24 protein-coding genes are annotated in these 24703 nt (G+C 44.7%); 23 read left to right on the top strand and 1 reads right to left on the bottom strand.

Annotated elements, in window-relative coordinates; translation table 11 throughout:
- On the top strand, window positions 1–440 hold a 440-nt coding region (locus OCV96_RS02745), incomplete at its 5' end, for a transposase (protein WP_262593419.1).
- A 50-nt stretch (window positions 441–490) separates the two neighbouring features.
- Here the strand turns inward: OCV96_RS02745 and OCV96_RS02740 are convergent.
- Window positions 491–1042, bottom strand: coding sequence for a TetR/AcrR family transcriptional regulator C-terminal domain-containing protein (locus OCV96_RS02740; protein ID WP_022313217.1), 552 nt, complete (start codon window positions 1040–1042; stop codon window positions 491–493).
- Window positions 1043–1283: 241 nt separating this feature from the next.
- Between OCV96_RS02740 and OCV96_RS02735 the strand changes: the two genes are divergently transcribed.
- The 22 genes from OCV96_RS02735 to OCV96_RS02630 all read left to right on the top strand — a co-directional run bounded on the left by OCV96_RS02735 (window position 1284) and on the right by OCV96_RS02630 (window position 24675).
- A complete protein-coding gene (locus OCV96_RS02735) occupies window positions 1284–1859 on the top strand; it encodes a manganese efflux pump MntP (RefSeq protein WP_227733626.1) in 576 nt (191 codons plus the stop codon).
- A gap of 46 nt (window positions 1860–1905) precedes the next feature.
- Entirely contained in the window at window positions 1906–3270 is a 1365-nt protein-coding gene (locus tag OCV96_RS02730; protein WP_227733627.1) for a radical SAM/SPASM domain-containing protein, read from the top strand.
- A 154-nt stretch (window positions 3271–3424) separates the two neighbouring features.
- Window positions 3425–3817 (top strand): TFIIB-type zinc ribbon-containing protein, encoded by a 393-nt coding sequence (locus tag OCV96_RS02725; protein WP_022313214.1) that lies wholly within the window; start codon window positions 3425–3427, stop codon window positions 3815–3817.
- Window positions 3818–3891: 74 nt separating this feature from the next.
- The gene (locus OCV96_RS02720) at window positions 3892–4749 is read left to right on the top strand and encodes a DUF5685 family protein (RefSeq protein ID WP_227733628.1); all 858 of its coding nucleotides are present in this window, start codon (window positions 3892–3894) and stop codon (window positions 4747–4749) included.
- Complete coding sequence (locus tag OCV96_RS02715) at window positions 4739–5482, top strand: J domain-containing protein (RefSeq protein WP_022313211.1); 744 nt, start codon at window positions 4739–4741, stop codon at window positions 5480–5482. Before OCV96_RS02720 ends, OCV96_RS02715 begins: the two co-directional genes overlap by 11 nt.
- Window positions 5483–5689: 207 nt before the next feature.
- Window positions 5690–7816, top strand: coding sequence for an anaerobic ribonucleoside-triphosphate reductase (gene nrdD, locus OCV96_RS02710; protein ID WP_022313210.1), 2127 nt, complete (start codon window positions 5690–5692; stop codon window positions 7814–7816).
- Window positions 7817–7848: 32 nt separating this feature from the next.
- Window positions 7849–8370 carry an anaerobic ribonucleoside-triphosphate reductase activating protein gene (gene nrdG / locus OCV96_RS02705; RefSeq protein WP_022313209.1) on the top strand — a complete coding sequence of 174 codons (522 nt, stop codon included), beginning with the start codon at window positions 7849–7851 and terminating at the stop codon, window positions 8368–8370.
- Window positions 8371–8439: 69 nt separating this feature from the next.
- Window positions 8440–10854, top strand: a complete 2415-nt coding sequence (locus tag OCV96_RS02700) for an HD domain-containing phosphohydrolase (RefSeq protein ID WP_022313208.1) — start codon at window positions 8440–8442, stop codon at window positions 10852–10854.
- Between the two features lie 388 nt (window positions 10855–11242).
- Window positions 11243–11746: an SEC-C metal-binding domain-containing protein gene (locus tag OCV96_RS02695; protein ID WP_022313207.1), complete on the top strand. Its 504-nt coding sequence runs from the start codon at window positions 11243–11245 to the stop codon at window positions 11744–11746.
- 96 nt (window positions 11747–11842) lie between these two features.
- On the top strand, window positions 11843–12445 hold the full coding sequence (locus OCV96_RS02690; protein WP_022313205.1) for an HdeD family acid-resistance protein: 603 nt from the start codon (window positions 11843–11845) through the stop codon (window positions 12443–12445).
- A 31-nt stretch (window positions 12446–12476) separates the two neighbouring features.
- Window positions 12477–12911: a CBS domain-containing protein gene (locus tag OCV96_RS02685; RefSeq protein ID WP_022313204.1), complete on the top strand. Its 435-nt coding sequence runs from the start codon at window positions 12477–12479 to the stop codon at window positions 12909–12911.
- A 31-nt stretch (window positions 12912–12942) separates the two neighbouring features.
- Window positions 12943–13467, top strand: a complete 525-nt coding sequence (locus OCV96_RS02680) for an adenine phosphoribosyltransferase (protein WP_022155162.1) — start codon at window positions 12943–12945, stop codon at window positions 13465–13467.
- A 35-nt stretch (window positions 13468–13502) separates the two neighbouring features.
- On the top strand, window positions 13503–15821 hold the full coding sequence (locus tag OCV96_RS02675) for a RelA/SpoT family protein (RefSeq protein ID WP_022313202.1): 2319 nt from the start codon (window positions 13503–13505) through the stop codon (window positions 15819–15821).
- A gap of 56 nt (window positions 15822–15877) precedes the next feature.
- On the top strand, window positions 15878–16537 hold the full coding sequence (locus tag OCV96_RS02670; RefSeq protein ID WP_262593416.1) for an MBL fold metallo-hydrolase: 660 nt from the start codon (window positions 15878–15880) through the stop codon (window positions 16535–16537).
- 118 nt (window positions 16538–16655) lie between these two features.
- Complete coding sequence (gene hemZ / locus OCV96_RS02665) at window positions 16656–18104, top strand: coproporphyrinogen dehydrogenase HemZ (RefSeq protein ID WP_262593415.1); 1449 nt, start codon at window positions 16656–16658, stop codon at window positions 18102–18104.
- A 384-nt stretch (window positions 18105–18488) separates the two neighbouring features.
- Complete coding sequence (locus OCV96_RS02660; protein ID WP_317239273.1) at window positions 18489–19244, top strand: LytR/AlgR family response regulator transcription factor; 756 nt, start codon at window positions 18489–18491, stop codon at window positions 19242–19244.
- Window positions 19245–20645 (top strand): sensor histidine kinase, encoded by a 1401-nt coding sequence (locus tag OCV96_RS02655; protein WP_262593413.1) that lies wholly within the window; start codon window positions 19245–19247, stop codon window positions 20643–20645.
- A gap of 29 nt (window positions 20646–20674) precedes the next feature.
- Complete coding sequence (locus OCV96_RS02650; protein WP_227734014.1) at window positions 20675–21427, top strand: hypothetical protein; 753 nt, start codon at window positions 20675–20677, stop codon at window positions 21425–21427.
- Window positions 21428–21448: 21 nt separating this feature from the next.
- Window positions 21449–22330 carry a hypothetical protein gene (locus OCV96_RS02645; protein WP_227734015.1) on the top strand — a complete coding sequence of 294 codons (882 nt, stop codon included), beginning with the start codon at window positions 21449–21451 and terminating at the stop codon, window positions 22328–22330.
- 49 nt (window positions 22331–22379) lie between these two features.
- On the top strand, window positions 22380–23048 hold the full coding sequence (locus tag OCV96_RS02640; protein WP_227734016.1) for a DUF6033 family protein: 669 nt from the start codon (window positions 22380–22382) through the stop codon (window positions 23046–23048).
- A 13-nt stretch (window positions 23049–23061) separates the two neighbouring features.
- Window positions 23062–23742 carry a hypothetical protein gene (locus tag OCV96_RS02635; RefSeq protein ID WP_227734017.1) on the top strand — a complete coding sequence of 227 codons (681 nt, stop codon included), beginning with the start codon at window positions 23062–23064 and terminating at the stop codon, window positions 23740–23742.
- Between the two features lie 9 nt (window positions 23743–23751).
- Complete coding sequence (locus OCV96_RS02630; RefSeq protein WP_147354739.1) at window positions 23752–24675, top strand: hypothetical protein; 924 nt, start codon at window positions 23752–23754, stop codon at window positions 24673–24675.
- The last annotated feature ends 28 nt before the right edge of the window (window positions 24676–24703 follow it).

Genomic DNA, 24703 nt, shown 5'->3' with positions numbered 1-24703 from the left:
CTTATCATACGACGAACCGTTCCGGATACCGGGAATACAAGAGCTGCGGAATCGTCTGTGAAGGATGTCCATATCTGAAGCAGTGCACAGAAAGCAGGGATCATGTGAAGGTAGTGACCCGGCATATCTGGGAGCCGTACATGGAAAAGTGTGAGGATATCCGGCATACGATTGGGATGAAGGAAGTGTATGCGCAACGGAAAGAGACCGTAGAGCGCCTCTTCGGAACAGCAAAAGAAAACCACGGATTCCGCTATACACAGATGATAGGAAAAGCCCGGATGGAAATGAAAGTCGGGCTTACGTTTGCCTGCATGAATCTGAAAAAACTGGCAAAGATGATAGCCAGGAAGGGAAAAAGGGGAGCCCAAAAGTGTTTATTATTGATCAAGTACACACTTTTTGAACCGAAAACAAGAAAAACGCTTCTGGAGTGCTGACCAAAAGCGTTTTGTCTACAGTCTGAGACAGGTCAGTTCGACCTGTCTTTTTATGGTTCCGGATATTGGATCATATCCAGTATCGGAGTTCGTATAATATATTGGTAGGCCTCAAAAATTTTCTCCGCAGGGACTTCTTTCGGAGAGGAGAGCCATAACTTTAGAATTTCAATTAATAAGAGGGCATTATAATGTGCCAGTGACTGCGGTGTGATAAGTTCGCAGGGCATTTTCCTCATAGGATGTCTGGACAGAATCCGGAAAAAGGTCTGTTCACAGTAGTGTGAAAAAAATTCTCCGAAGCAATTCTGGCCTGTGGTTTCAAAAAGTCGATGATAATATTCCTTATTTTTTTCAAAACAGATAAACATCAGCTTGATGGCTTCCTGTTCCATATCGTTTTCAATCATGACTTCGACTTTGCTGCCGATGTCCTGGTCGAACAGAAACTCAATCACTTCGTATTTATCCTGAAAATAGTTATAGAAAGTAGGGCGGATCACATGTGCACCATCCGTGATCATTTTGATGGAAATCTTCTGAAAAGGCATGGTAAGCACAAGAGAACGAAAACTGTCTGCCAATAATTCTTTTGTCTTCATCACAGGACTCCTTTTCCTATAAAAGAACCGGGATAGAAATATTATAACCAAAAAACTTTCTTTTCTCAACTTTAAACGACACTTTTGCCAAAATGTCGCGGAATATTTACAGTTATCGAAAAAATGTAAGAGCAGGAAAAACGCTGTGCAAGGGTTGTATCTTACCATATGCCGGAAAATTGTTTAAAGTAAAAAATGAAAAGAGATAAAAACATTATAACGGGAGAAAGGGGTTGCATGGATGGCATGGTATGAAATTTTCATTGTATCGGTGGGACTATCCCTGGATGTCTTTACCTATGCATTATACAAAGGCGCTATGCTTTCCAGACTGGACAAAAAGCAGATCCTGAAAATGATCCTGCTGTTCACAGGATGGCAGAGCGGTGCAATGCTTTTAGGAAGCCTGATTTCGGAACTTCCGTACATTGCAATGAACTATCAGCGGACAGAAAGACTGTTCAGGGCGGCATCGGCAGTTATTTTTTTCCTGATCGGGATATGGCTGATCGTCCGGGCACTACATATGCGGGACCCGCTGGAACGAAGGGAAGATGCCTTCGCCTGGAGACAGCTATGCATTTGGGCCATGCTTACCAGTGTGGACAGTTTTCTGACGGGAATTGGCATGGGCTTTTTAGACACCAGAGTAACGGTGCAGATCATTCAGCTGGCAATTATGGCTGCGCTGGCGGTCATCGCCGGCATCTATGCGGGATATCGGATCGGGTGTCATGGAAGAAACCGTGTACTGATCAGTGGAGCGCTGATCTTCCTGCTTGCCGGCGTGGATGTATTGTTTCGATATTACATCTGAAATACCGTGATTCATAGAATAAATAGACAAAAGTGAGGTAAATCGTATGGCAGACGCAAAACACAAAGTTGAGAGAGCTGCATTTGGCGCAGCAATCGACGGAATTCTGAAGTATGTGAATAAGGACGAAACAGACAGAGAAAAGGCATTCTTAAAGCTGGTAGATCTGTCGGAAAAATTTATGGGAGATACCTTCCGCAAGGAAAGCTATGATGCGGCAAGACGTATGATCCAGGATCCGGACAGCAAATGGATGCAGTATGTGAACCGGATCTTAAACGAAGTGGATCCCCATGTCATCAAAATGTCCGCACTGGACTATGGTTTTGAGGCGGCGTTCTGCGGTAAAAAAGAGATCAACGAGATGCGTGTGAAACATCAGTGCAATATCCCCTGGCTGATCCTGATGGATCCCACCAGTGCCTGCAACCTGCATTGTACCGGCTGCTGGGCGGCAGAGTACGGCAATCGTCTGAACTTAAGCTTTGAAGATATGGATCGCATCGTTACCCAGGGTAAGGAACTTGGTATCTATCTGTATTTCTTCACCGGTGGCGAACCTCTGGTCAGAAAGGATGACATCATCCGTCTGTGCGAGAAACACGATGACTGTGGCTTCCATGCATTTACCAACGGCACGCTGATCGATGAAAAATTCTGCCAGGAGATGAAGCGGGTAGGCAACTTCTCCGTAGCTATCAGTCTGGAAGGCTTCGACGAAGTGAACGACTTACGCCGCGGCAAGGGCGTGTTTGATAAAGTAATGCATGCCATGGATCTGATGAAGCAGTACGGTCTGATCTTCGGAACTTCCATCTGCTATACCAGCAAGAACTATAAAGTAGTCACCAGTGATGAATTCCTGGATATGATCATTGAAAAAGGTGCCAGATTCAGCTGGTATTTCCATTATATGCCCGTAGGCAATGATGCATCTACCGAATTGCTCTTAGATCCGGACCAGAGAGAATATATGTATCACCGTATTCGTGAAATCCGTGCCATGAAGGGCGGAAAACCTATCTTTGCCTTCGATTTTCAGAACGATGGAGAATATGTGGGCGGATGTATCGCAGGCGGCAGAAACTACTGCCATATCAATCCAAACGGCGATGTGGAGCCCTGTGTATTCATCCATTATTCCGGTGCCAATATCAAGGAAGTAGATCTGCTGACTGCGTTGAAGCAGCCACTGTTTATGGCATACCGTGCGAACCAGCCTTTCAACTGCAATCACTTAAAGCCCTGCCCGATGCTGGAAAATCCGGAAATCTTACAGCATATGGTGCATGAGACCGGAGCACATTCCACTGATTTACAGTCACCGGAGTCTGTGGAGCATCTGTGCGGAAAGTGCGCAGAATACGCGAAAAACTGGGATGAACGGGCCCAGGAACTGTGGAATAAATAATAGTTCTTTTACAAAAGTTTATACTTAGTTAATTGCTTTTTGCCTTTCGGCATACCATAATGTAGGTAACATTCAGAGGAGACTTCGCGAAGGAGACTCTGAAAGATTTGGATAATGTGTCCCCTGTATGGTGGCGGACGAAAGGTGGTACTTCATGAAAGAGAAGTTACAGCGTTTCATGTGGGGGCGTTATGGCAACGACCGCTTCAATCAGTTTTTGATGATTGTGGCTCTGGTCTGCCTGGCGCTCTCTTTTTTTGGTCTGAGAATATTTTATGTGCTGGCTCTGGCCCTGTTAGTCTATGCGTATTACCGGATGTTTTCTAAAGACCTGAGTAAGAGGAGTGCCGAGAACCAGTGGTATCTGAAGAAAGAAATGAAGGTTCGCGGATGGTGGCAGCGAAAGAAAAAGGCTATTGCCGGTCGTAAGGAGTACAAGATCTATAAATGCCCGAAATGCGGACAGAAGATTCGGGTACCCAGACATAAGGGGAAGATCGCAATCCGGTGCAGAAAATGCGGTGAAGAATTTATCCGCAAGACCTGACGGGAAAATCCTGTGGCAGGATCACGGGAAATGAAAATTGGAATACAGAAATATAGGAAAGGGTGGTGAGCCAGATGTTCGGATATATTGTGATCAATCAGTCGGAAATGAAATTTAAGGAGTATGATGTTTATCGATCCTATTATTGCGGATTGTGTCAGAGCCTGAAGGAACGTTACGGTGTCCTGGGGCAGCTTTCTCTGAATTACGATATGACTTTTATCCTGATGCTGCTCACCGGCTTATATGAACCGGAGGAACAGGAGGCCCAGTGCAGATGTGTGGCCCATCCTTTGGAAAAACATCCCACAAGAAGAAATCTGTTTACGGATTATGTGGCAGATATGACGGTGCTTTTTTCCTGCTATAAAGCGGAGGACGACTGGGAGGACGAGCATAGTCTGAAGGGACTGGTGTACAGTTATCTGTTGGGAAGAAAATTCCGTAAAAAACCGTTATTATATCAGGAAAAAGTAAGAAATATCTCACTGGCCATGCAGAATTTTGCGGATGCGGAAAAGCAGGGCAATGCGGATATTGATACCATGGCGGGATTGTTTGGCAGAGTCATGGCACAGATTGTATCCTGTCGTGAGGATGAGTGGAAGGACAATCTGGAGAGACTTGGATTTTTCCTGGGAAAATTCATTTATCTGTTGGATGCCTATGAGGATATCGAGCAGGACCTCAAAAAAGGAACCTATAATCCGTTAAAGAAACGGTATGAGGAACCGGGCTTTGAGGAGGAATGCCGGCAGATCCTGACCATGATGATGTCGGAGTGCTGTAAGGAGTTCGAACAGCTTCCTATTTTACAGAATGTGGATATTCTGCGGAATATTCTGTATTCCGGTGTATGGTGCCGTTATGAGATCGTGCGGAAGAAACGGATGAAAGACAGTGCAAAAGAGGTAACGGGAAATGACTTATGATCCATACAGTGTTCTGGGAGTGAGCAGAGATGCTTCCGAGGAGGAAATAAAAAAAGCATATAAGGCACTGAGCCGGAAATACCATCCCGATGCCAATATCAACAATCCCAATAAGGATCAGGCGGAAGAAAAGTTCAAGGAGATCCAGGCAGCCTACCAGCAGATCATGAAGGAGCGGACCGAAGGCTACAGTTACGGTGGCGGATATGGCAGGCAGAGCTATGGTGGTAGCGGAAGCGGCTACGGTGGAAGCCAGGGATATGGCGGCTACGGTCAGGGATTTGGAGACTTCTGGCAGCAGGCAGGCTGGCAACAGCAGACTTCTGGCTATGAAGAAGAGCCCAGACTGCGGGCAGCCGGTAATTATCTCAGAAACGGCTATTACAGAGAGGCCAGAAATACGTTGGACGGCATGGGAGAGCATGAGAAGACGGCCAGATGGTATTACTACAGTGCCATGGCACACATGGGCCTTGGAAATAATGTAGCGGCGCTGGAACATGCAAACAAGGCGGTGGCGCTGGATCCCCAGAATATGGAATACCAGATGCTCCTGCAGAGACTACAGAGCGGGGGACAGTGGTATGAGAGCAGACAGGCAGCCTATGGCTATCCCCATGTGGGTGGCAACGACCTGTGCCTGAAAATTTGTCTGGCCAATCTGTTCTGCAACCTTTGCTGTGGCGGTGGCGGTTTATGCTTCGGCGGTTATGGTGGAAGAGGAATGTTTTAAAAAAGATACTTGCTTTTTCCATGTATCCTCACTATAATATTAGATACAAGATGTAGATACGAAATTACTTGGAAAACACAAAATCTAGTGAGACACTATGATTTGCAGAAAAAGTCGTGTCGGGAACTTGCTTCCGATGCGGCTTTTCTTTCGGCTTATGCAGGAATTCGTATCTTATGGGAATGATATAAAGTGAGGGAAACAGCAATGAAGATTCAGAAGAGAGACGGCAGAGTAGTGCCCTATGAAGAGGAGAAGATCCGGGAAGCAATCCATAAGGCCAACAATGAAGTGGAGGAGCGGTATCGTGCCAGTGAGGGACTGATCGAGGAGATTCTGGAGGATGTACAGCAGGAGGGCAGACAGACCCAGACCGTGGAGCATATCCAGGATATGATCGAAGAGCATCTGGTAGAGCACAATAAATATACTCTGGCAAAGAAGTATATTGTATACCGTTACCAGAGAAGTCTGCTTAGAAAGTCCAATACTACGGATGAATCTATTTTAAAACTGATCCGGAATGAGAATAAGGAGCTGGCGGAGGAAAATTCCAACAAGAATACCCGTCTGGCTTCCACTCAGAGAGACTATATTGCGGGTGAAGTGTCCCGTGACGTTACCAGACGTCTGCTTTTGCCGGAGCATATTGCCATGGCGCACGACAACGGTGTGCTGCATTTCCATGATGCGGATTATTTCATCCAGCCGATCTTCAACTGTTGTCTGATCAATATCAAGGACATGCTGGACAACGGCACTTCCATTAACGGCAAGATGATCGAGTCTCCCAAGAGCTTTCAGGTGGCATGTACCGTGACCACCCAGATCATTGCGGCAGTGGCCAGCAACCAGTACGGCGGCCAGAGCGTCAATATCAAGCATCTGGGGAAATATCTGCGTAAGAGTAAGGAAAAATTTGCAAAACAGCTGGAGGAAGAATTCGGGGATACTCTGGATCAGGCAGCCAAGGACAAGATCGTGCAGATGCGTGTGCATGACGAACTGAAATCCGGTGTGCAGACCATCCAGTATCAGATCAATACTCTGATGACCACCAACGGACAGTCTCCTTTTGTCACACTTTTCCTGCATATCGATGAGAATGACGAATATGTGGAAGAGACCGTGCAGATCATCATGGAGATCCTGCGTCAGCGGATCGAGGGGACCAAGAATGAGAAGGGCGTCTATGTGACTCCTGCTTTCCCGAAGCTGGTCTATGTATTGGATGAAAACAACTGCTTAAAGGGCGGAAAATATGACTATGTGACCAAACTGGCCGCACAGTGCTCTGCCAAGAGAATGTATCCCGACTATATCTCCGCGAAGAAGATGCGCGAGAATTACGAGGGAAATGTATTTTCCTGCATGGGCTGTCGTTCTTTTCTGTCTCCCTGGAAGGATGAAAACGGAGAGTACAAATGGGAAGGACGCTTCAATCAGGGCGTTGTCAGCATCAATCTTCCGCAGATCGGTATTCTGGCAAAAGGAAATGAAGAGAAATTCTGGAAACTGCTGGACGAGCGTCTGGAACTGTGTTATGAAGCATTGATGTGCCGTCACAAGGCACTGGAAGGTGTGGTATCCGATGTGAGCCCCATCCACTGGCAATACGGAGCCATCGCCCGTCTGAAGAAGGGCGAGACCATCGACAAATACTTGCACAATGGTTATTCCACCATGTCTCTGGGATATATCGGACTGTATGAGACCACGTATCTGATGAAAGGATGCAGCCAGACCGTGGAACCCGGCAAGGAATTCGCCCTGCGTGTCATGGATTATATGAAGGATCGCTGCGCAAAATGGAAAGAGGAGACCGGTATTGCATTCAGCCTCTACGGAACTCCTGCTGAGACACTGTGTTATCGTTTCGCAAGGATCGACCGGGAAAAATACGGTGATATTTCCAATGTCACCGATAAAGGATACTATACAAATTCTTATCATGTGGATGTACGGGAGAAGATCGACGCATTTACCAAATTTAAGATCGAGAGTGAATTCCAGAATAAATCTTTGGGAGGCGCGATCTCTTATGTGGAGGTACCTAATCTGACGAATAATGTGGAAGCCATCGAGGAAGTGATCCGTTTTATTTACGATAATATCCAGTACGGTGAGTTCAACACCAAATCCGATTATTGCCACGTCTGTGGCTATGACGGTGAGATCATGATCAATGATAATATGGAATGGGAGTGCCCTCAGTGTCACAACAAGGATCATGCGAAAATGAATGTCACCAGAAGAACCTGCGGTTATCTTGGAGAGAACTTCTGGAATGCCGGCAAGACCAAGGAGATCAAGGCAAGAGTTCTTCATCTGTAATATGCAGATAGTAAAAGGGAAGGAAATGTCCTATGAATTATGCGACGATCAAGAAAACGGACGTGGCAAACGGTCCCGGCGTGAGAGTATCGCTGTTTGTCAGCGGTTGTACCCATCATTGCAAGGGATGCTTTAACAGTGTGGCCTGGGATTTTCAGTACGGACAGGCTTACACGCTGGAAACAGAACAGGAGATCTTACAGGCACTGGCCCCGGACTATATCCGGGGCTTAAGCTTACTGGGCGGCGAACCTATGGAACCGCAGAACCGTGCAACGGTGCTTTCTCTGGTAAAGAAAGTAAGGGAAATTTATCCCCGGAAGACGATCTGGTGCTATACCGGCTATGATTTTGATAAGGATCTTCTGGCCTGGATGGAAGCGGGAGATCCGGTGATCACGAAACTTTTACCGCTTCTGGATGTTATCGTGGACGGAGAATACAAGGAAGAGTGCCGTAATTTACGTCTGCCTTTTCGCGGATCTGAGAATCAGCGGATTTTGGATGTACCATTGTCTTTAAAGGAAAAATGTGGTATAATTTTACATACATAAGAGGATTCGGGTCGAAAAAGGGATATCGGTTCGAAAATAAAAACAAAAGTGTGAGGGAGTAATACAAGTATGGAGAGCTTTCTGGATATGACATTAGATAGAAATCTCTACATCGGTGTTCCGGTGGGAGCCTTTTTGTGCTCCCTTTTTCTGTTATTCTGCTTTTTCAATACCATGAAGAGCCGGACAGTCCGTAGTCTGAGGGCAGTGCTGACTTCCTGCCTGGTGTGGACCGGTGGGGTGATTCTCATGCGGCTACAGGTATTTCCGGGAATTCGTTTCTGGCATAATTTTGCACTGTTTGGTCTGCTGGTGATTCCAGTGTTTATGTATGCATTTCTATTTGGTTTTCTGGAAATTACGGAGCATGACGCGCTGATCTATATCTATGGAGTCCTGACGACAGCTCTGGTTCTGGGCAATGCCTGGAGTGGCGCGATCCTGCCGGCACCGGAAGTGACGACCCGTGCCGATGGAACTTATGTCTATATGTATCATGCAACATCCGGAATCTGGGTGTTGACGGTATTGGAGGTCTCGGTATTGGTCTATGCCACTTATCTGGCTCATTGCAAGATCGGTGGAGACCTACAGCTGCGTAAAAAACTACAGCCGCTGTTACTGGGAACCCTGTTTGTTTTGATGGGAAATCTGCTCTGCCTGATTCCGGGAAGCGTCTTTCCGTATGATATGCTGGGCTGCGTTGGTATGGCGGTGTGCATGGTCTATATCATGTACAAGCAGTATCTGTTTGATTTTTCCTATCGTGTAACGGTAGGTGCAGTATATTTTCTGGCAGTTGTGGTGGCATCCCTGCCGTTGGTCATCCTGTCTCATAATCTGGAAAATGTGCTGGGAAGTCTGGAGCGGGCGGTAACGCAGAAACTGCTGATCTATATCGTTCTGCAATGTGCCTGGACGGTGCTGGTGGTAGCTTTTGCCAGAAAGCGTCTGGAGGATATCCTGAACCAGAAGCAGAAGCATATGCTGGAGGGACTGCGGAAATTCCAGGACAGAGCGGCATCCATTTTAAACCGTAAGGAATTGTTTGCCAATATGCATGACATTCTGGATGATGCAATTCCGGGCTGGAAATCCAGAATCTTTGAGAAAAATATAAATGATGACGGTTACCGTGAGGTGGTACAGAGCGGACATATCCCGCTGGGCGAAGATGAGGTGGAGAGAGTCTGTGGCATCGTAGAGCAGGAAGAGACAAAAGAGACACCGGAGATCGCCCTGTTAAAATATGATAATATGGTCTGTGGATTTGTATATATGGAGCGTCTGCGGGAGAGTAAGCTCAATTACCGCGAGGCGGACTGCATCCGGCAGATGGCAAATATTGCTTCCGGCAGTCTGAAAAACATTGATGCTTATGAAAAGGTATATCAGGTATCCATTCATGACGAACTGACCGGCCTGTATAACCGCAGCTATTGTGGAGTGTATCTGCGCCGCGATGGTGCCTTGGGAGAAGAACGGGGCTTTTTATACATGGACATGGATAATTTTAAGTTATACAATGACCTGTACGGAGAACAGACCGGCGACCGGATTCTGCAATGGTGCGCGAAGAGATTTTTGGATAATGTGGAGAACGGAGAGGTATTCCGGGTAGGATCCAATGAGTTTCTGGTCTCTGTGCCGGAGACCGGCAGGGAACCACTGGTGGCACTGGCGGAGAAACTGACCCGGGCAGTACAGGAGAATGCTACAAATAAACCACAGGTCATGCAGCCCATTACATTCAGCGTTGGTGTGGCATGGTATCCCGGTCTGGCAGCGGATGCGCTGGAATTGTTCCAGCAGTCCAAGCGGGCGGCCTTTTATGCGAAGCGTAATGGTAAGGACCGGATCCAGGTATATGAAGGCGGTATCAATGAGGAGAGCCAGGATAAGGAGACCGGTTACGAGCAGGTGGCGCCTACGGTGTATGCACTGGTGGCGGCTATTGATGCGAAGGATTCCTTTACTTTCCAGCACTCCACCAATGTATCCCAGTATGCGGTATTGCTGGCCCAGAAGCTGGGCTTGTCCAGAAACGATATCCAGACCGTAAAGGTGGCAGGCCTTTTGCATGATATCGGTAAGATCGGTATCCCGGAGAGCATCCTGAAAAAGGCTGGAAAGCTTACGAATGAAGAATATGAGATCATGAAGAGCCATGTGGAGAAATCCATCGAAATGATCCACTATCTGCCGAATATGAACTATGTGATCCCCGCGGTCGTTTCCCATCACGAGAGATATGACGGCAAGGGTTATCCCAGAGGAATCAAGGGAGAAGAGATTCCGTTTCTTGGTAGGATCCTGGCGGTGTGCGACAGCTTTGATGCCATGATCTCCAAGAGAGCATATAAGGAGCCCCTGAGTGTGGAATACGCTATGGGGGAACTGGAGAAAAATAAAGGAACCCAGTTTGATCCGGAGGTGGCAGATGCTTTTATTGAACTGATCAAAGAAGGAAAAGTTCCCCTGTAGGAACTGATAGCAAAAAAAGAGGCACCCACGGGTGCCTCTTTTCAAAAGGGGAGGATTAAGTATTATCGTATCTTTCGTAAGATCAAAGGAGGGGATCCGATGATAGTAGTAGTCTGTCCCGGATTTGTGGGTTTATACATCCCCGATTGATATTTTTTTGTTGTTTTTGAGGACGAGTTGTTATATACTATGATTAATAATTCTGCCAATAGGTGAACTGCCTGACTGCTTGCAGGCAAGGCAGTTCACCTATTGAGCGGATAAACAGACATGAGCATGGAGGACGCCAGTCCGAAATGCGAATGGATGTGACGATTTCGAGAGCCCGAAGGGCGGAGAAATCGTATTATTAAATATTTAATTATTATGTAAGGATGGTATTACAATTATGAATTTAATGGAACAGTGGAGATCAGTAGCATATAATGAGGCAACCGGCAAAGAGAAGCTGCAGCAACTCTGGGCAGCTTATTTCCAGGAGGAGAAGGAAATCTACGCACAGCTTCTGAAGAATCCCGATGAAGTAGTAAAGGGTACCGTGAAGGAACTGGCTGACAAGTTCAAAGTATCTCTGATGACCATGACCGGATTTCTGGATGGCATCAACGACAGCCTGGTAGAGCAGAACCCTATTGATGATCTGGAAGAGGATACTCAGGTAAACTTAGGCTTCGATAAGGCTCTTCTGTACAAGAACATGGTAGCAGCAGAAGCCGACTGGCTGTACAATCTGGAAGAGTGGAACGATATCTTTGACGAAGAGACCCGTAAGGAACTCTACAAAGAGCAGAAGTCTTCCACTACCATTGTGAAGGAGCAGAAGGTTTATCCCAATGATCCCTGTCCCTGCGGAAGCGGCAAGAAGTACAAGAAGTGCTGCGGCAGAAAGTAAATTGAACATAAAGGGGGTTTTCCGCAGGTTTGCAGAGAGCCCCTTTTTCGTTTTCCCTGAGTTTAACATTGTTTTACAGGAAAGGAAGGGTTACATATGAAAATGCTGAAAGAATTGAAATGGGAAGCAATTCTTACCGGTGTGCTGTATATTCTCTTAGGAATCGTGGCACTGGTGATCCCGGAGACCATGCAGAAGACACTGGGGTATCTGATCGGTATCGTATTGATTGTGGCAGGACTGGTATCTATTATCTGCTATCTGCTCAGGGATGCCAGAGAGAACTATTATCACAATGAGTTTGTATTCGGTATTCTCGGAATCGTGTTGGGAGCAGTAGTCCTGTACAAGGTAGAGATCGTCATCTCCCTGATTCCCTTTATTCTGGGAGTACTGGTTCTGTGTAGCGGATGCAGCAAACTGCAGGATGCCATTGACCTGAAAAGACTGGATTACGGCAGCTGGCTGGGACTTCTTATTGTGGCGGCAATCAACATCATTCTCGGAGTGGTACTGATCTACAATCCGTTCAAAGCAGCGATTCTGTTGTTCCGTGTTCTGGGAGTGGTACTGATCCTCAGTGGTGCCGGCGATTGCTTTTCTACGATTTATTTTGCGCGCAAGCTCCGGAGATTCAAACAGGAGCAGGATGCCTTGGACAGTACCTTCGAAGAGGTCGACCCTAAGGATCAAAATTAACGGACACAAAAGAACAAGCAGGAGGAACATTGTGAATATTGCATCTTTTTTGTCCCCGAAGGAGGAGGTTACTTTTCTTCGGGACGATATGACTATCAGACAGGGGCTGGAGAAGATGAAACGCTACGGTTACACAGCGGTACCGGTGATCGATGCCGAGGACCGGTATGTGGGCGTAGTCAGTGAGGGAGATTTTCTGTGGAATATCTTGAACCACAATAGTGAGCTGGATACTATTACCATGAAGAGTCTGGAAAAGCTGTCCGTGAGGGATATCATACAGAGTGGCAAGATCCGGCCGGTATGTATCGATACCAACATGGAAGAACTGCTGGGACAGGCGCAGATGCAGAACTTTGTACCGGTGATCGATGATAGAAATGTATTCATCGGAATTATTACCAGAAGCGAGATCATCAAATATTTTATTAAAAAACAGATTGAAGTAGCAGAAAAGCAGCTATAATTCGTTAAATAAGAGAAAGGTGTGTAGAATCATGAAAAAGTTGGAAGAATATGTAAAGAGCATTCCCGATTTCCCGGAGAAGGGTATCATTTTCCGTGATGTCACAAGTGTACTGCAGGATGCGGACGGACTGCACCTGGCGATCGATACCATGCAGGAGAAGATCAAGGATCTGGATTATGATGTGGTAGTAGGTCCCGAGTCCCGCGGATTTATCTTCGGAACACCGATCGCATACAATAATCATAAGCCCTTTGTATTGATCCGTAAAAAGGGAAAGCTTCCCAGAGAGACCGTATCTGCCACGTATGATCTGGAATATGGTTCCGCTACCATCGAGATGCACAAGGACAGTATCAAACCCGGTCAGAAAGTTCTGATCGTGGATGACCTGATCGCTACCGGAGGTACCACCGAGGCTATGATCAAACTGATCGAGTCTCTGGGTGGTGAAGTAGCCGGCGTGGTAGTGCTGATCGAACTGGCAGGACTGAAAGGCCGTGAGCGCATTAACAAATATCGTCTGGAGTCAGCCATCTGCTACGAGGGAAAATAAGACATCGATAAAAATAATATGGAGCTGTTTCGTCTATGACAGAAGAGAAGAACGAAGTCATTTTTGATGATGACAAGATAAGTAAATCAGAAGAATTCGTGAATCCGGATGAATTATATCAGGAGCTTATTCAATGTGTGCAAAAATATCATCCCAGTGATGATATTTCCATGATCGAGAAGGCCTATAAGGTCGCCAGCGAGGCTCACAAAAATCAGTTCCGGAAGTCCGGAGAACCTTATATCATCCATCCATTGAATGTGGCAATCATTCTGGCGGATCTGAAACTGGATAAAGAGACCATCGTGGCAGGTATCCTGCACGATGTGGTGGAAGATACCGTGATGACGGAGGAGGATCTTAGGAGAGAATTCGGTGATGATGTAGCACTTCTGGTAGACGGAGTGACCAAACTAGAGAAAATTCCGCTGTCCGGCAGCAACGGAGAACAGTCAGATGCCAAGTTGGAGATGCAGGCAGAGAATCTGCGTAAGATGTTCCTCGCCATGGCGAAGGATATCCGCGTCATTATGATCAAACTGGCGGATCGTCTGCACAATATGCGCACGTTGAAGTACAAGACGCCGGAGAGCCAGCAGAGGATTGCCAAGGAGACGCTGGAGATTTATTGCCCCATCGCCCAGAGACTTGGTATCAGCAAACTGAAGATCGAACTGGATGACTTGTCGCTGAAGTATCTGGAGCCGGATATCTATTATGATCTGGTGGATAAGATCGCTGTCCGTAAGAGCGTCCGTGAAAAATATATCCAGGGTATTGTGGATGAAGTCAGTGAACATATTAAGAATGCCGGCATCGAAGCCAAAGTCGATGGCCGTGTAAAGCATTTTTTCAGTATTTATAAGAAGATGAAGAACCAGCACAAGACGCTGGATCAGATCTATGATCTCTTCGCGGTGCGTATCATCGTGGAGACGGTGAAGGACTGTTATGCGGCACTGGGTGTGATCCATGAAATGTATAAACCCATTCCGGGGCGCTTCAAGGATTATATTGCCATGCCCAAAGCAAATATGTACCAGTCCCTGCATACGACGCTGATCGGCAGCAACGGACAGCCTTTCGAGATCCAGATCCGTACCTTTGAGATGCACCGCGTGGCGGAATACGGTATTGCCGCCCATTGGAAATACAAGGAGGCTTCCGACGGCAAGAAGCCGGAGGTACAGGAAGAAGAGAAGCTGGTATGGCTGCGACAGATCCTGGAGTGGCAGCGGGACATGTCGGATAACAAGGAATTCATGAACCTGCTGAAGAACGATCTGGATCTGTTCTCCGACAGCGTATACTGCTTTACTCCTACCGGTGAGGTCAAGAACCTTCCGGCAGGATCTACCCCGATTGACTTTGCTTACAGCATTCATTCTGCTGTTGGTAACAAGATGGTGGGAGCGAGAGTCAACGGGAAGCTTGTGACCATTGATTATAAGATCAACAACGGAGACCGGATCGAGATCATCACTTCGCAGAACTCCAAGGGTCCCAGCCGTGACTGGCTGAATGTGGTAAAAAGTACCCAGGCCAAGAACAAGATTAACCAGTGGTTCAAGAATGAGTTAAAGGAAGACAATATTTTAAAGGGCAAGGATCTGCTTTCCGGCTACTGCAAAGCCAGAGGCATCAATCTTGCCAGCCTGCAGAAGCAGGAGTATATGGATGCCATTATGCGCAAGTATGGATTCCGGGACTGGGATTCTGTACTGGCGGCCATAGGACACGGTGCTCTGAAAGAGGGTCAGATCGTCAACAAGATGCAGGAGTTGTACGACCGTGACCATAAGAAAGAGATGACCAACGAGGAAGTTCTGGCAAGCATTGCGGAGAACAATGCAGCAAATGCGCAAAGTGGTGTGAACAAGCCGATCCTCATGAAGTCCAAGAGCGGTATCGTAGTAAAGGGCATCGCGGATCTGTCGGTGCGTTTTTCCAAGTGCTGTTCTCCTGTGCCGGGGGATGAGATCGTGGGTTATGTGACCCGTGGAAGAGGTATCTCTATTCACCGTACCGACTGTATCAACATCATCAATCTGCCGGAGATGGAGAGGGCGAGATTGATCGATGCGGAATGGCAGCCGGAGGAGGCACATGCGGAGAAATATCTGGCGGAGATCAAGATCTATGCCAACAACCGTAACGGATTGTTAGCGGATATTTCCAAGGCGCTGACGGAGAAAAATATTGATATTATGTCCATGAACACCAGAACCAACAGACAGGGACTGGCAACGCTGCAGACGACCTTCGAGATCAGCGGCAGAGAGGAACTGAACCGTATCATTGACAAGATCCGGGGCATCGAGAGCGTCATTGACATCGAGAGAACCACAGGCTGATAAGGTGATGTCCGGAAAACGGCGGAACCTGTCGGGAAACAGAAAGTGAGATTATTATGAGCAATATCCGTATCGGACATATGACGCTGGGAATCTATCAGACCAACTGTTACTTTGTATACAGAGAGAACAGTGATAAAGTGCTGGTATTCGACCCCGCGGATCATGGAGAGAAAATTGAGGAGGCGCTTGGGCAGCACGGACTACATACAGCAGCGATCCTTCTGACCCATGGACATTTCGACCATATCGGTGGCTGTGAGGAATTGAAGGCGGCAGCGGATGCCTATGCCGGGGATCATGGAGAGAACCCCGTGAAAATATATGCCGGGGAGGCGGAGAAAAAGTTTCTTCTGGATACGAAGAGCAACCTGTCGAAAGATATGGGACGCCCGGTAACGGTCACCGCGGATGTGTATCTGAAGGATGGCGAGGAACTGGATCTGGATGGCATCCGGATCAAAGTTCTGGCAACGCCCGGACATACCGCAGGCGGTGTCAGCTATTATTTCCCAGAGGGAGGGTTCTTAATCTGCGGGGATACCCTGTTCCAGGAATCCGTGGGAAGAACCGATTTCCCCACCGGCAGTATGAGTACGCTGGTGCGTTCGGTGAAGGAGAAGCTGTTTACTCTGCCGGAGGATACGGTAGTCTATCCGGGACACGGCGACAGCACCACCATCGGACATGAGAAGAAATATAATCCGTTTTGCTAATAGGGTTCTGAATAGTTACAATACTGAAATATATTCGGGCACAGAAAGAGTTATCTCTGTGCCTGTTTGATTCGCGATTCCTCCGACGAAAGGAATCGTCTGCGGAATGGAGATTACAATGAAAGTAGTGAAATTATCCCATCCTAACTATGAATATGATGTACATTCTCTGGTGAAGGCTTTTTATGCGGAGGACCAGGTCACGGTCATCACCCCGGAGACAAAACCGGAGAAGCTGGCAGAGCTGGAACCGCAGGTCAGTCTGGAAATCGAACTGGCCGAGACCGGAGCGAAGATCCGTGTGGGAGAAGAGGATTTTCTGTGGGATGCAGAGACAGAAAACCTTGCAGATGGGTATAAGAACGGTCTGAAACGTTTCCTGTACCGCACCTTAAGCAAGGTGACCGGGCAGAAACTCCCATGGGGAAACCTTACCGGCATCCGTCCCACGAAGATCGCCTACGGTATGCTGGATGAGGGCAGAAGCGATGCAGAGATTTTAGAATTCATGGAGCAGAGCCATTATGTCAGCGAAGAGAAGGCACTTTTGGGAATCGATATTGCGAAGAGAGAGCGGGATCTGTTAAAAGAGATTCATTACGAAGGTGGTTACAGCCTGTACATTGGGATTCCGTTCTGCCCTACAACCTGTCTCTATTGTTCCTTTACCTCTTATCCGATCGCTGCATTCCGCAGGCAGGTGGATGCCTATGTGGACGCTGTGATCAAAGAGATGGATTATGTGGCGGAGAATTTTAAAGATAAGGTACTGGATACCGTCTATATCGGCGGTGGTACGCCCACCACACTGGAACCGGAGCAGCTGGACCGTCTGATCACGGCATTAAAGTCCAAGTTTGATTTCTCTACCGTGAAGGAATTCACTGTGGAAGCCGGTCGTGCCGACAGCATCACCAGAGAGAAGCTGGAGGTACTGCATCGTCACCAGGTCAGCCGTATCTCCGTGAATCCCCAGACTATGAAGCAGGAGACACTGGATATTATCGGCAGAAAAGCCAGCGTGGAACAAGTGCTTACGGCATATAAGCTGGCGAGAGAGGTCGGCTTCGACAATATCAATATGGATCTGATCCTGGGACTGCCGGGAGAACTGGAGGCGGATGTACAGCGCACCATCGAAAAGATCGTGGAGCTGGCCCCGGACAGCCTGACCGTTCATTCCCTGGCCATCAAACGTGCATCCCGTCTGAACCAGTGGATCCAGGAGAACGGCGTCTCCATGCTCCACAACACAGACGAGACCATGAAGATCGCGGCAGCGGGAGCTGAAAAGCTTGGAATGAAGCCGTATTATCTCTACCGACAGAAGAATATGTCCGGTAATTTCGAGAACACCGGCTACGCCCGTCCCGGCAAATACGGCCTGTACAACATCCTCATCATGGAGGAGAAACAGACCATCGTGGCTCTGGGTGCCGGTAGCATCACCAAGCGTGTCTTCCCCGACGGACGGATCGAAAGATGCGATAATGTCAAGGATGTAGGGCTTTATATCGAGAAAATCGATGAGATGATTGAACGGAAGAAGGAACTGTTCGCAGAGTGATAGTAATTCTTTTTGTGAGCGTTGCATCGGGACAGTCAGTGGAAATCTTGTTTGTATTTAAATCGCCGTTTTGGACGAAAAAAATACAAAAATGTGGAATTTTACCGTTTGAAAAGTCTCCATTTTCGCTATATAAGCAAAATAAGTAAATTCCGTACAAAAATTTCTGATTTGGGAAATTTTTTGTATGGAATTTGTCGTTTTTATGCTATTTACACCAAAACAACCTTGACTTTACAGGTGCAGACCAAGCTCTCTCGCAAGAGAGAGCTTTTGGGACCTAAATAGCCTTTTTAAATATTTTTTATGTCCAGTTACGCAATAAATAAAATTTTTTTGTGATTTTTGACGATAATATAAGTGTAGAAAAAGAGCAGTCTGGAGGTGGAAATTTTGCATATTGGGATTTGTGATGATGAAGAAAATGTGAGGGCATATATCCGAAAGCTGATAGAGCAGCAGAATGAGGAATGTCAGATCACAGAATATGCTTCCGGGGAAGAATTATTGCAGGCAGAAAAAGAGAACAGTGAAAAAATAGATGTACTGTTTCTTGATATTGCAATGGGTGATATAGATGGTATGAGCGTGGCAAAGCAGCTTCGGCAGATACAAGCAGATAAGGAACAGGCGGCATGGGGCAGTCTGCCTTTGCTTATTTTTGTGACAGGATACTCCGAGTATATGCCGGATGCGTTTTCGGTCAATGCGTTCCAGTATATAGTAAAGCCGATAAAGAAAAAGGATTTTGTGAATGTCTTTACACAGGCAGTGCGGGAATATCAATATTTGACAGAGCAGAAAGATAAAACAGGAAAAGAAATCACTGTTGGAAATGGTGCAAATATGCAGACCATAAAGGCAGATGATATTTTCTACATAGAAAGCAGCAATCATAAAATATTCATCTGTCTGGAAGATAAGAAAATAGAGCATTGGGGAAAAATAAGTGACTTAGAGCAGGAACTGAATCCGGAGTTTTTCCGCATTCACAAAGGATATTTAGTAAATCTGAAACAGATAGAAGGCTATGACCGTACAGAGGTATGTATGAAAAACGGAAACAAGCTGCTTATATCAAAGTACAAGTATCAGGATTTTGTAAAAGCATATTTGCAATACATTTCGGAGGAGAGTTAAATGAGCCAGTCAGGGTTTGAGATGTTTTCCAATGTGGCAGGAATGGTCATCGTGATAGCAGATGTGATATTTTTCTATGCTCTCTGGAACATTTTTTGTAAAAATAAAAAAGAAAAAATGTCCATGATGATAGGGAGTGTGTTACTGCTCTTAAATATTGGATTGGGATTTATATCAAGTTTGCCGACAAGTGGGCGGCTGATAATATCGGCTATTGCCATTTTGACTTACAGTATTGTCCGATATAAAAAGCATTGCGAGAAACCGGTATTTATTCTTACTTTGTTTTATGGACTGCGTTCTTTCAGTTTGTCAGTTGCCAATAGTGTATTTCAATATGTGAATAATTCTGTATTTCAGTTATTGGATAGTAGCAGTGAAAATTATATAGAAAATATGTATTTGTATTTGGTATATACGCAAATATTGTTGTTTGGATTATACATCGTATTGTTTGCTCTTATGCTGACGGTTGTGTGGAAAATAGTAATTTCATTCAACAAAATGAGTTGGTATGATGTGTGGTTTCTTTCGGTATTGAATGTAGCGGGTGGCTTATTTGCAGAGGTAATTATAAATATAAGCATCGTAAAAATTAAAAATGAAGTATTTGATTTATTTCAGGTAAAAGAAGAACTGCTCTGGAAACTTCCGTTGATTGCGGTATTACTGTTTTTAGGAGAATTGGCAGCAATAACGATTTATCAGAAATACAGGGAATTGCAAAGAGAGAAAGAAAACTATTTCGTGGAACAGCAGCAGATTAAGGCGATGAAACTCCGCCTGGAGGAAGCGGAGAATTTCTATGGCAGTATTCGCAAAGTACGGCATGAAATGAAAAATCACATGACCAACATTAAAGGTCTGGCGGCAAGAGATCAGTATGAGGAAATTGACCGTTACATAGAAAAGCTGGACGCAACTATTGAGGAACTGGATTACAAATATGCAACCGGAAATGCCGTTACAGATGTGCTTATCAATGACAAATACAAGAAAGCCATTAGGGAAGAAATTTTATTTGATGTGAAGTTTGACTATCGGGACAGTGATACCATATCCGTTTTTGACATGGGAATGATTTTGAATAATCTGCTGGATAACGCAATCGAAGCCTGCCGGAAGATAGAGAAGGAGAAACGGTATATTAGGCTGTCACTAAAACGGAAAGATAACTTCTTGCTGATTACGGTGGAAAATAGTTTTGATGGAATATTACAGCAGGCAGAGGACGGACTTCCCCGAACCATGAAAGAGACAGAACTGCCGGAAATATTGATGGAGCATGGAGTGGGACTTAGAAATGTGAGAGAACTGGCGGAACGTTATTTCGGGGCAGTAAATATAGAGGCAAAAGGGAATAGATTCAAAGTAACTGTGATGTTGCAGAAACAACAGTAAAAATGGATGTTGAAAAGGAGGATACCAATATGTCAATGGAGATTACAAATAATTACGGTAACTATATAACGGGTTATGCAAATGCTGCAAAAAAGACAGGCAGTACCGAGAGTAAGAACGAAGAAGAAAAAGGAGTAAAAACAAGTACAGTGGAGTTGAAGACCTCAACACATGGTGTAACCAAAACTGCACAGATTAAGACAGGCTTCAGTAATGTAAACGACTACTCTAAATATTTGCAGGAAAAATACAGTTATATGAATACGGGAAAAACATCAATGTCTGGTATTCCAACAACGGTAACTGTATCAAGTGCCTTTCTAAAGAAGTGCATGAATGATCCGGAAAAGGCAAAATATTTGGAAGAAAATCTAGAGGCTATTCCAGACTGTGCAAAAAAAACATTAACGAGCTGTTTGGGAACAGTAACGAACCAAACATGGTCGATAGATGCTAATGGTAATATTACAGCAACTGTATCCGGCACAAGTGATTCTGACGGTAAAATAGCAAGAGAAAATGCGGAAAGAAAGGCAAAGGAGAAAAAGACGGCAGAAGAAAAGGCGGCTGAGAGAAGGGCTGAAAAGAAAACGGCAGAAGAAAAAGCCGCAAAGAAACGTGCTGAAAAAGCACAGGCAGAGGAACAGATTGCGAAAACTGGTGCAAATGAGATAAGCATTTCTGCTACAGGAAACGGCGTGGAAAATGTTACAAAGTCAATAATATCTGCGATGTCTACAAGTACGGGAGAAGGAGTGACCGGATTTGATGTAAAGGCGTAGTGCTTAAAAGGGAGGCAGACAATGAATATAAGATTTAGTGGACAATATAGCATGGCAAGAGTGACGGCAAAACAGTTTAATTACATAAATTCTCATAAGGGAATGCAATCAAATTTGCTGCAAGGTGGTTCACGAAAAAATCTATTGAATTATTTGGTAAATGTAAGCGGTGAACGCCTTACTTTTTATAATCAGAATAGAAGTAGTTCAAATACTTTGTTGGATGCCATAAATTTTTTCGATGAGGCAGTAAGTGCTGACACTAGCTTCAACGGATATTTTTATTTTGGAAGCGATGGAGGAGGACAGGCAATTCCTCAATCAGCAGTACCAAGGATTAATGTCAACTCCCTCTCTGCTCTTGCGGCAAAGGGAAATAAGCTCTGTTTAACATCAAGTAGTTATTATTCATATACAGCGATTGACGGAAATGCATATGCTTGTGCATTTAATGGAAAAACAATAAGCAGGGCATTTTCAGAAAGTGTGTTAGGAAATGACCGTGATAATGTCTCTCCAGAGTGCAGAGGCAACACAGCAACAACAATGTCTGTTATCAGTAGTTTGGCAAAGGGTTCGGTAGGAGGACTGCATATGTTAGGCAGAGAAACAGTAAAAAATGTACTAGCAAATGTAGGAATTACTCCGGGCAAGTTCCGCGTATCTGTTGATGGACAAGAAAAAGTATACTATATGGCAGATGATGGTGAAATATATACCGAAAAAAGAGCGTTGGATAGGATTGATATGTATAACAAAAATACATGGCTGAATAATCAGTCTGTCGGCGATAAAATTATGGTATTTGGCAGAGAGTATCCGATTGGTGAGGACGGACATATTCATGTACCAACAGAAGATTTCTGGACAAGCGGCAGATGCAATTACGGAAAAGCTATATAAAACTTAGGAAATATTATATACAGAATGATGGCAAAAGGAGGATATCAATATGTCAATGGAGATTACAAATAATTACGGTAACTATGCAACAGGCTATGCGGATAGTGCAAGAAAGACAAGCAATTCTAATAGTGTGGAAGAATATTATGAAAAATTATGTAAAAAGTTTCCGCAAATAAGTTTTAATACCAACGGCGGTGTTGTGCCTTGCAATTCCAATAAAGTGGTCGTAAATCTTTCTTATGACTGTTTGAAAAAAATGGCTAATGATCCGGAATTCGCAAAAGAAATAGAATGGAATTTATCCGGAGAGGTTGCAGCAAATTCACAAGTATATTCTTTTGCAAAGCGTGACGGTGTAGAGTTGGGAGGCAGGACAGTTACATATGATGCTAATGGAAATCGGCAATCTTCATGTGGTGGTATGAGAACAGCTAATTCGTCAAATAAAAGTTCAGATGTATTGAGTACACAAAATCAACAAAAAGCAGCAAAAAGTAGACGGGACAAAAAACGTGAGCAAGAAGAATACTTAGAGAAAATGCGTGAGAAACGAAAAAGAGATGAAGAATATTTGGAAGAATTGCGTGAGAAACGCAAAGATAGAGATGAGTATATTAGTGAAATGTCAGAAAACAGTAGTTCAGTGGTAAGAGCATATACTCAAGCGGAATACGATAATGTAGATTTATTATCTACATTAGATACGAAAATCTGAGGAGGACACGGATATGTCGTTGGAAGTTTACAGTAGGCAGAGTAAGGCGTTTCAGTATGATGGATATAAAATAAATTCTGAAATGCGGGAACACATAAATGCAGAAAAAAGCAGTTCAAATGTACATAAAGACAGAGATACCGTGAATTTTTCCGCAGAGGGCAGAAATATGTGTTACGGATTTGGAGTGCATGATGTAAAAGACCGTGCAAAACATACGGTAGTTAAGCCAGGCATAGCACCTCTTTTTGACACTATTTCAAGGACACTGAAAACAGTCAGAGAAGAAAAGGGAAGCTATGATTATTCTGATATTGCAAATGCCTGTGGATATGCCTATGCAAAATGTTTTTCCGAAATAGAAAAGAAATATGTGAATAGTCAAGATAAGTACTATAATCTCGATGGCACTCCATGTACAAAGAAACAGGAAATAGCATGGCTGGATGAAGCATACGAAGAAAAAATCAACTGGGAAACAGCAAATGTTAGAATCGCAGCAGGACGAGAACAGTTTTTAGGGCATATTCCGGATATTTCTCAAAAGGATATTGAAGAATATGAAGAAAATATAAAGAATGCAAAAGAGCAATATATAAAACAATATCAGGAAAAAGGTACAGTAAAATTACAGCATTTATCGTTTGGGCAATCTTCATTATTACAGAAATTGAGTGAGTTAATGAATATGTAGAATGGATTGTTGTCAAAAGATATAGAAAAAAGGATTTCAGGTAAAGGAAGACAAGGTGGTTCTATGAATATTAGATTTTCTGGTTTTAGTAATTCACTACAATCCTTAAACAGAAGACAGAGCCTGACGAATATCTTGCTTAATAAGCAAAATGTTGGTCAAAGCGGGAAAAAGGATTTGTTTGTCAGAAGTACAACATATGATGCAGGTACATATACAATTTCAGCGGGACAAAGAAGAAAAATGATTCCGGGTAGCGTATTAGCTGCTATGAATAATGATATTTCTAAGGTGCGAAAACAGGGAGATATATACGAATGCGGAGGAACATTTTTTACAGCGGAGCAGATACCTAAAATCAGTGGAGCTTGTCTGAATGAAATTAAGGCAGAAGATAATATCATTGACTTTGGGAAGAATAAGTATTTTAAATATGTTTCCGGTGACGGACAGGAGCATTGTTTATACACAGATAATAAGGGGATAGGCTCTATTGTTTCCGAGATTATGCGTGGTGAACCTTATGATCCGGTGTTGGAAAGGTATGCGAGCTTTTGGAATTACATGATGACAAAAGACCCTGTATATGTTCAGTTGTCTTATTCAGATGAAGAAATAAGAGGCTATATGGAAAATGCAGGGATAAAAAACGGCTTTTTCACTGTAAAGATGGGAGATAGGGAAGCAACTCAATTTTATTCTGCCACTAAAACAACAAGCCCAATTCAGTCTAAGGAACGATATGATGCAAGATACAAGAATTTGACTTCTGGTGGCATTTTACTTGATGAATATGAAGCCGGAGACATTTTTAAGATTGGCGATAAGGAATATATTTTAAGTGAAAATCATACTTTGGATATTCCGTATGGAGAGGATATTTATAATTTGGAATATCCAAGTAATTATAAGTTTGGGAAAAAGGTTGAGTGAGAATAACGGACAGAAAAGGATTTCAAAG

Source organism: Waltera acetigignens (assembly GCF_025567015.1).
GTDB classification, from domain to species: Bacteria; Bacillota; Clostridia; order Lachnospirales; family Lachnospiraceae; genus Acetatifactor; species Acetatifactor acetigignens.
Note: the sequence above shows the minus strand (reverse complement) of the source record. Positions and strands in the feature narration are given on the sequence as shown.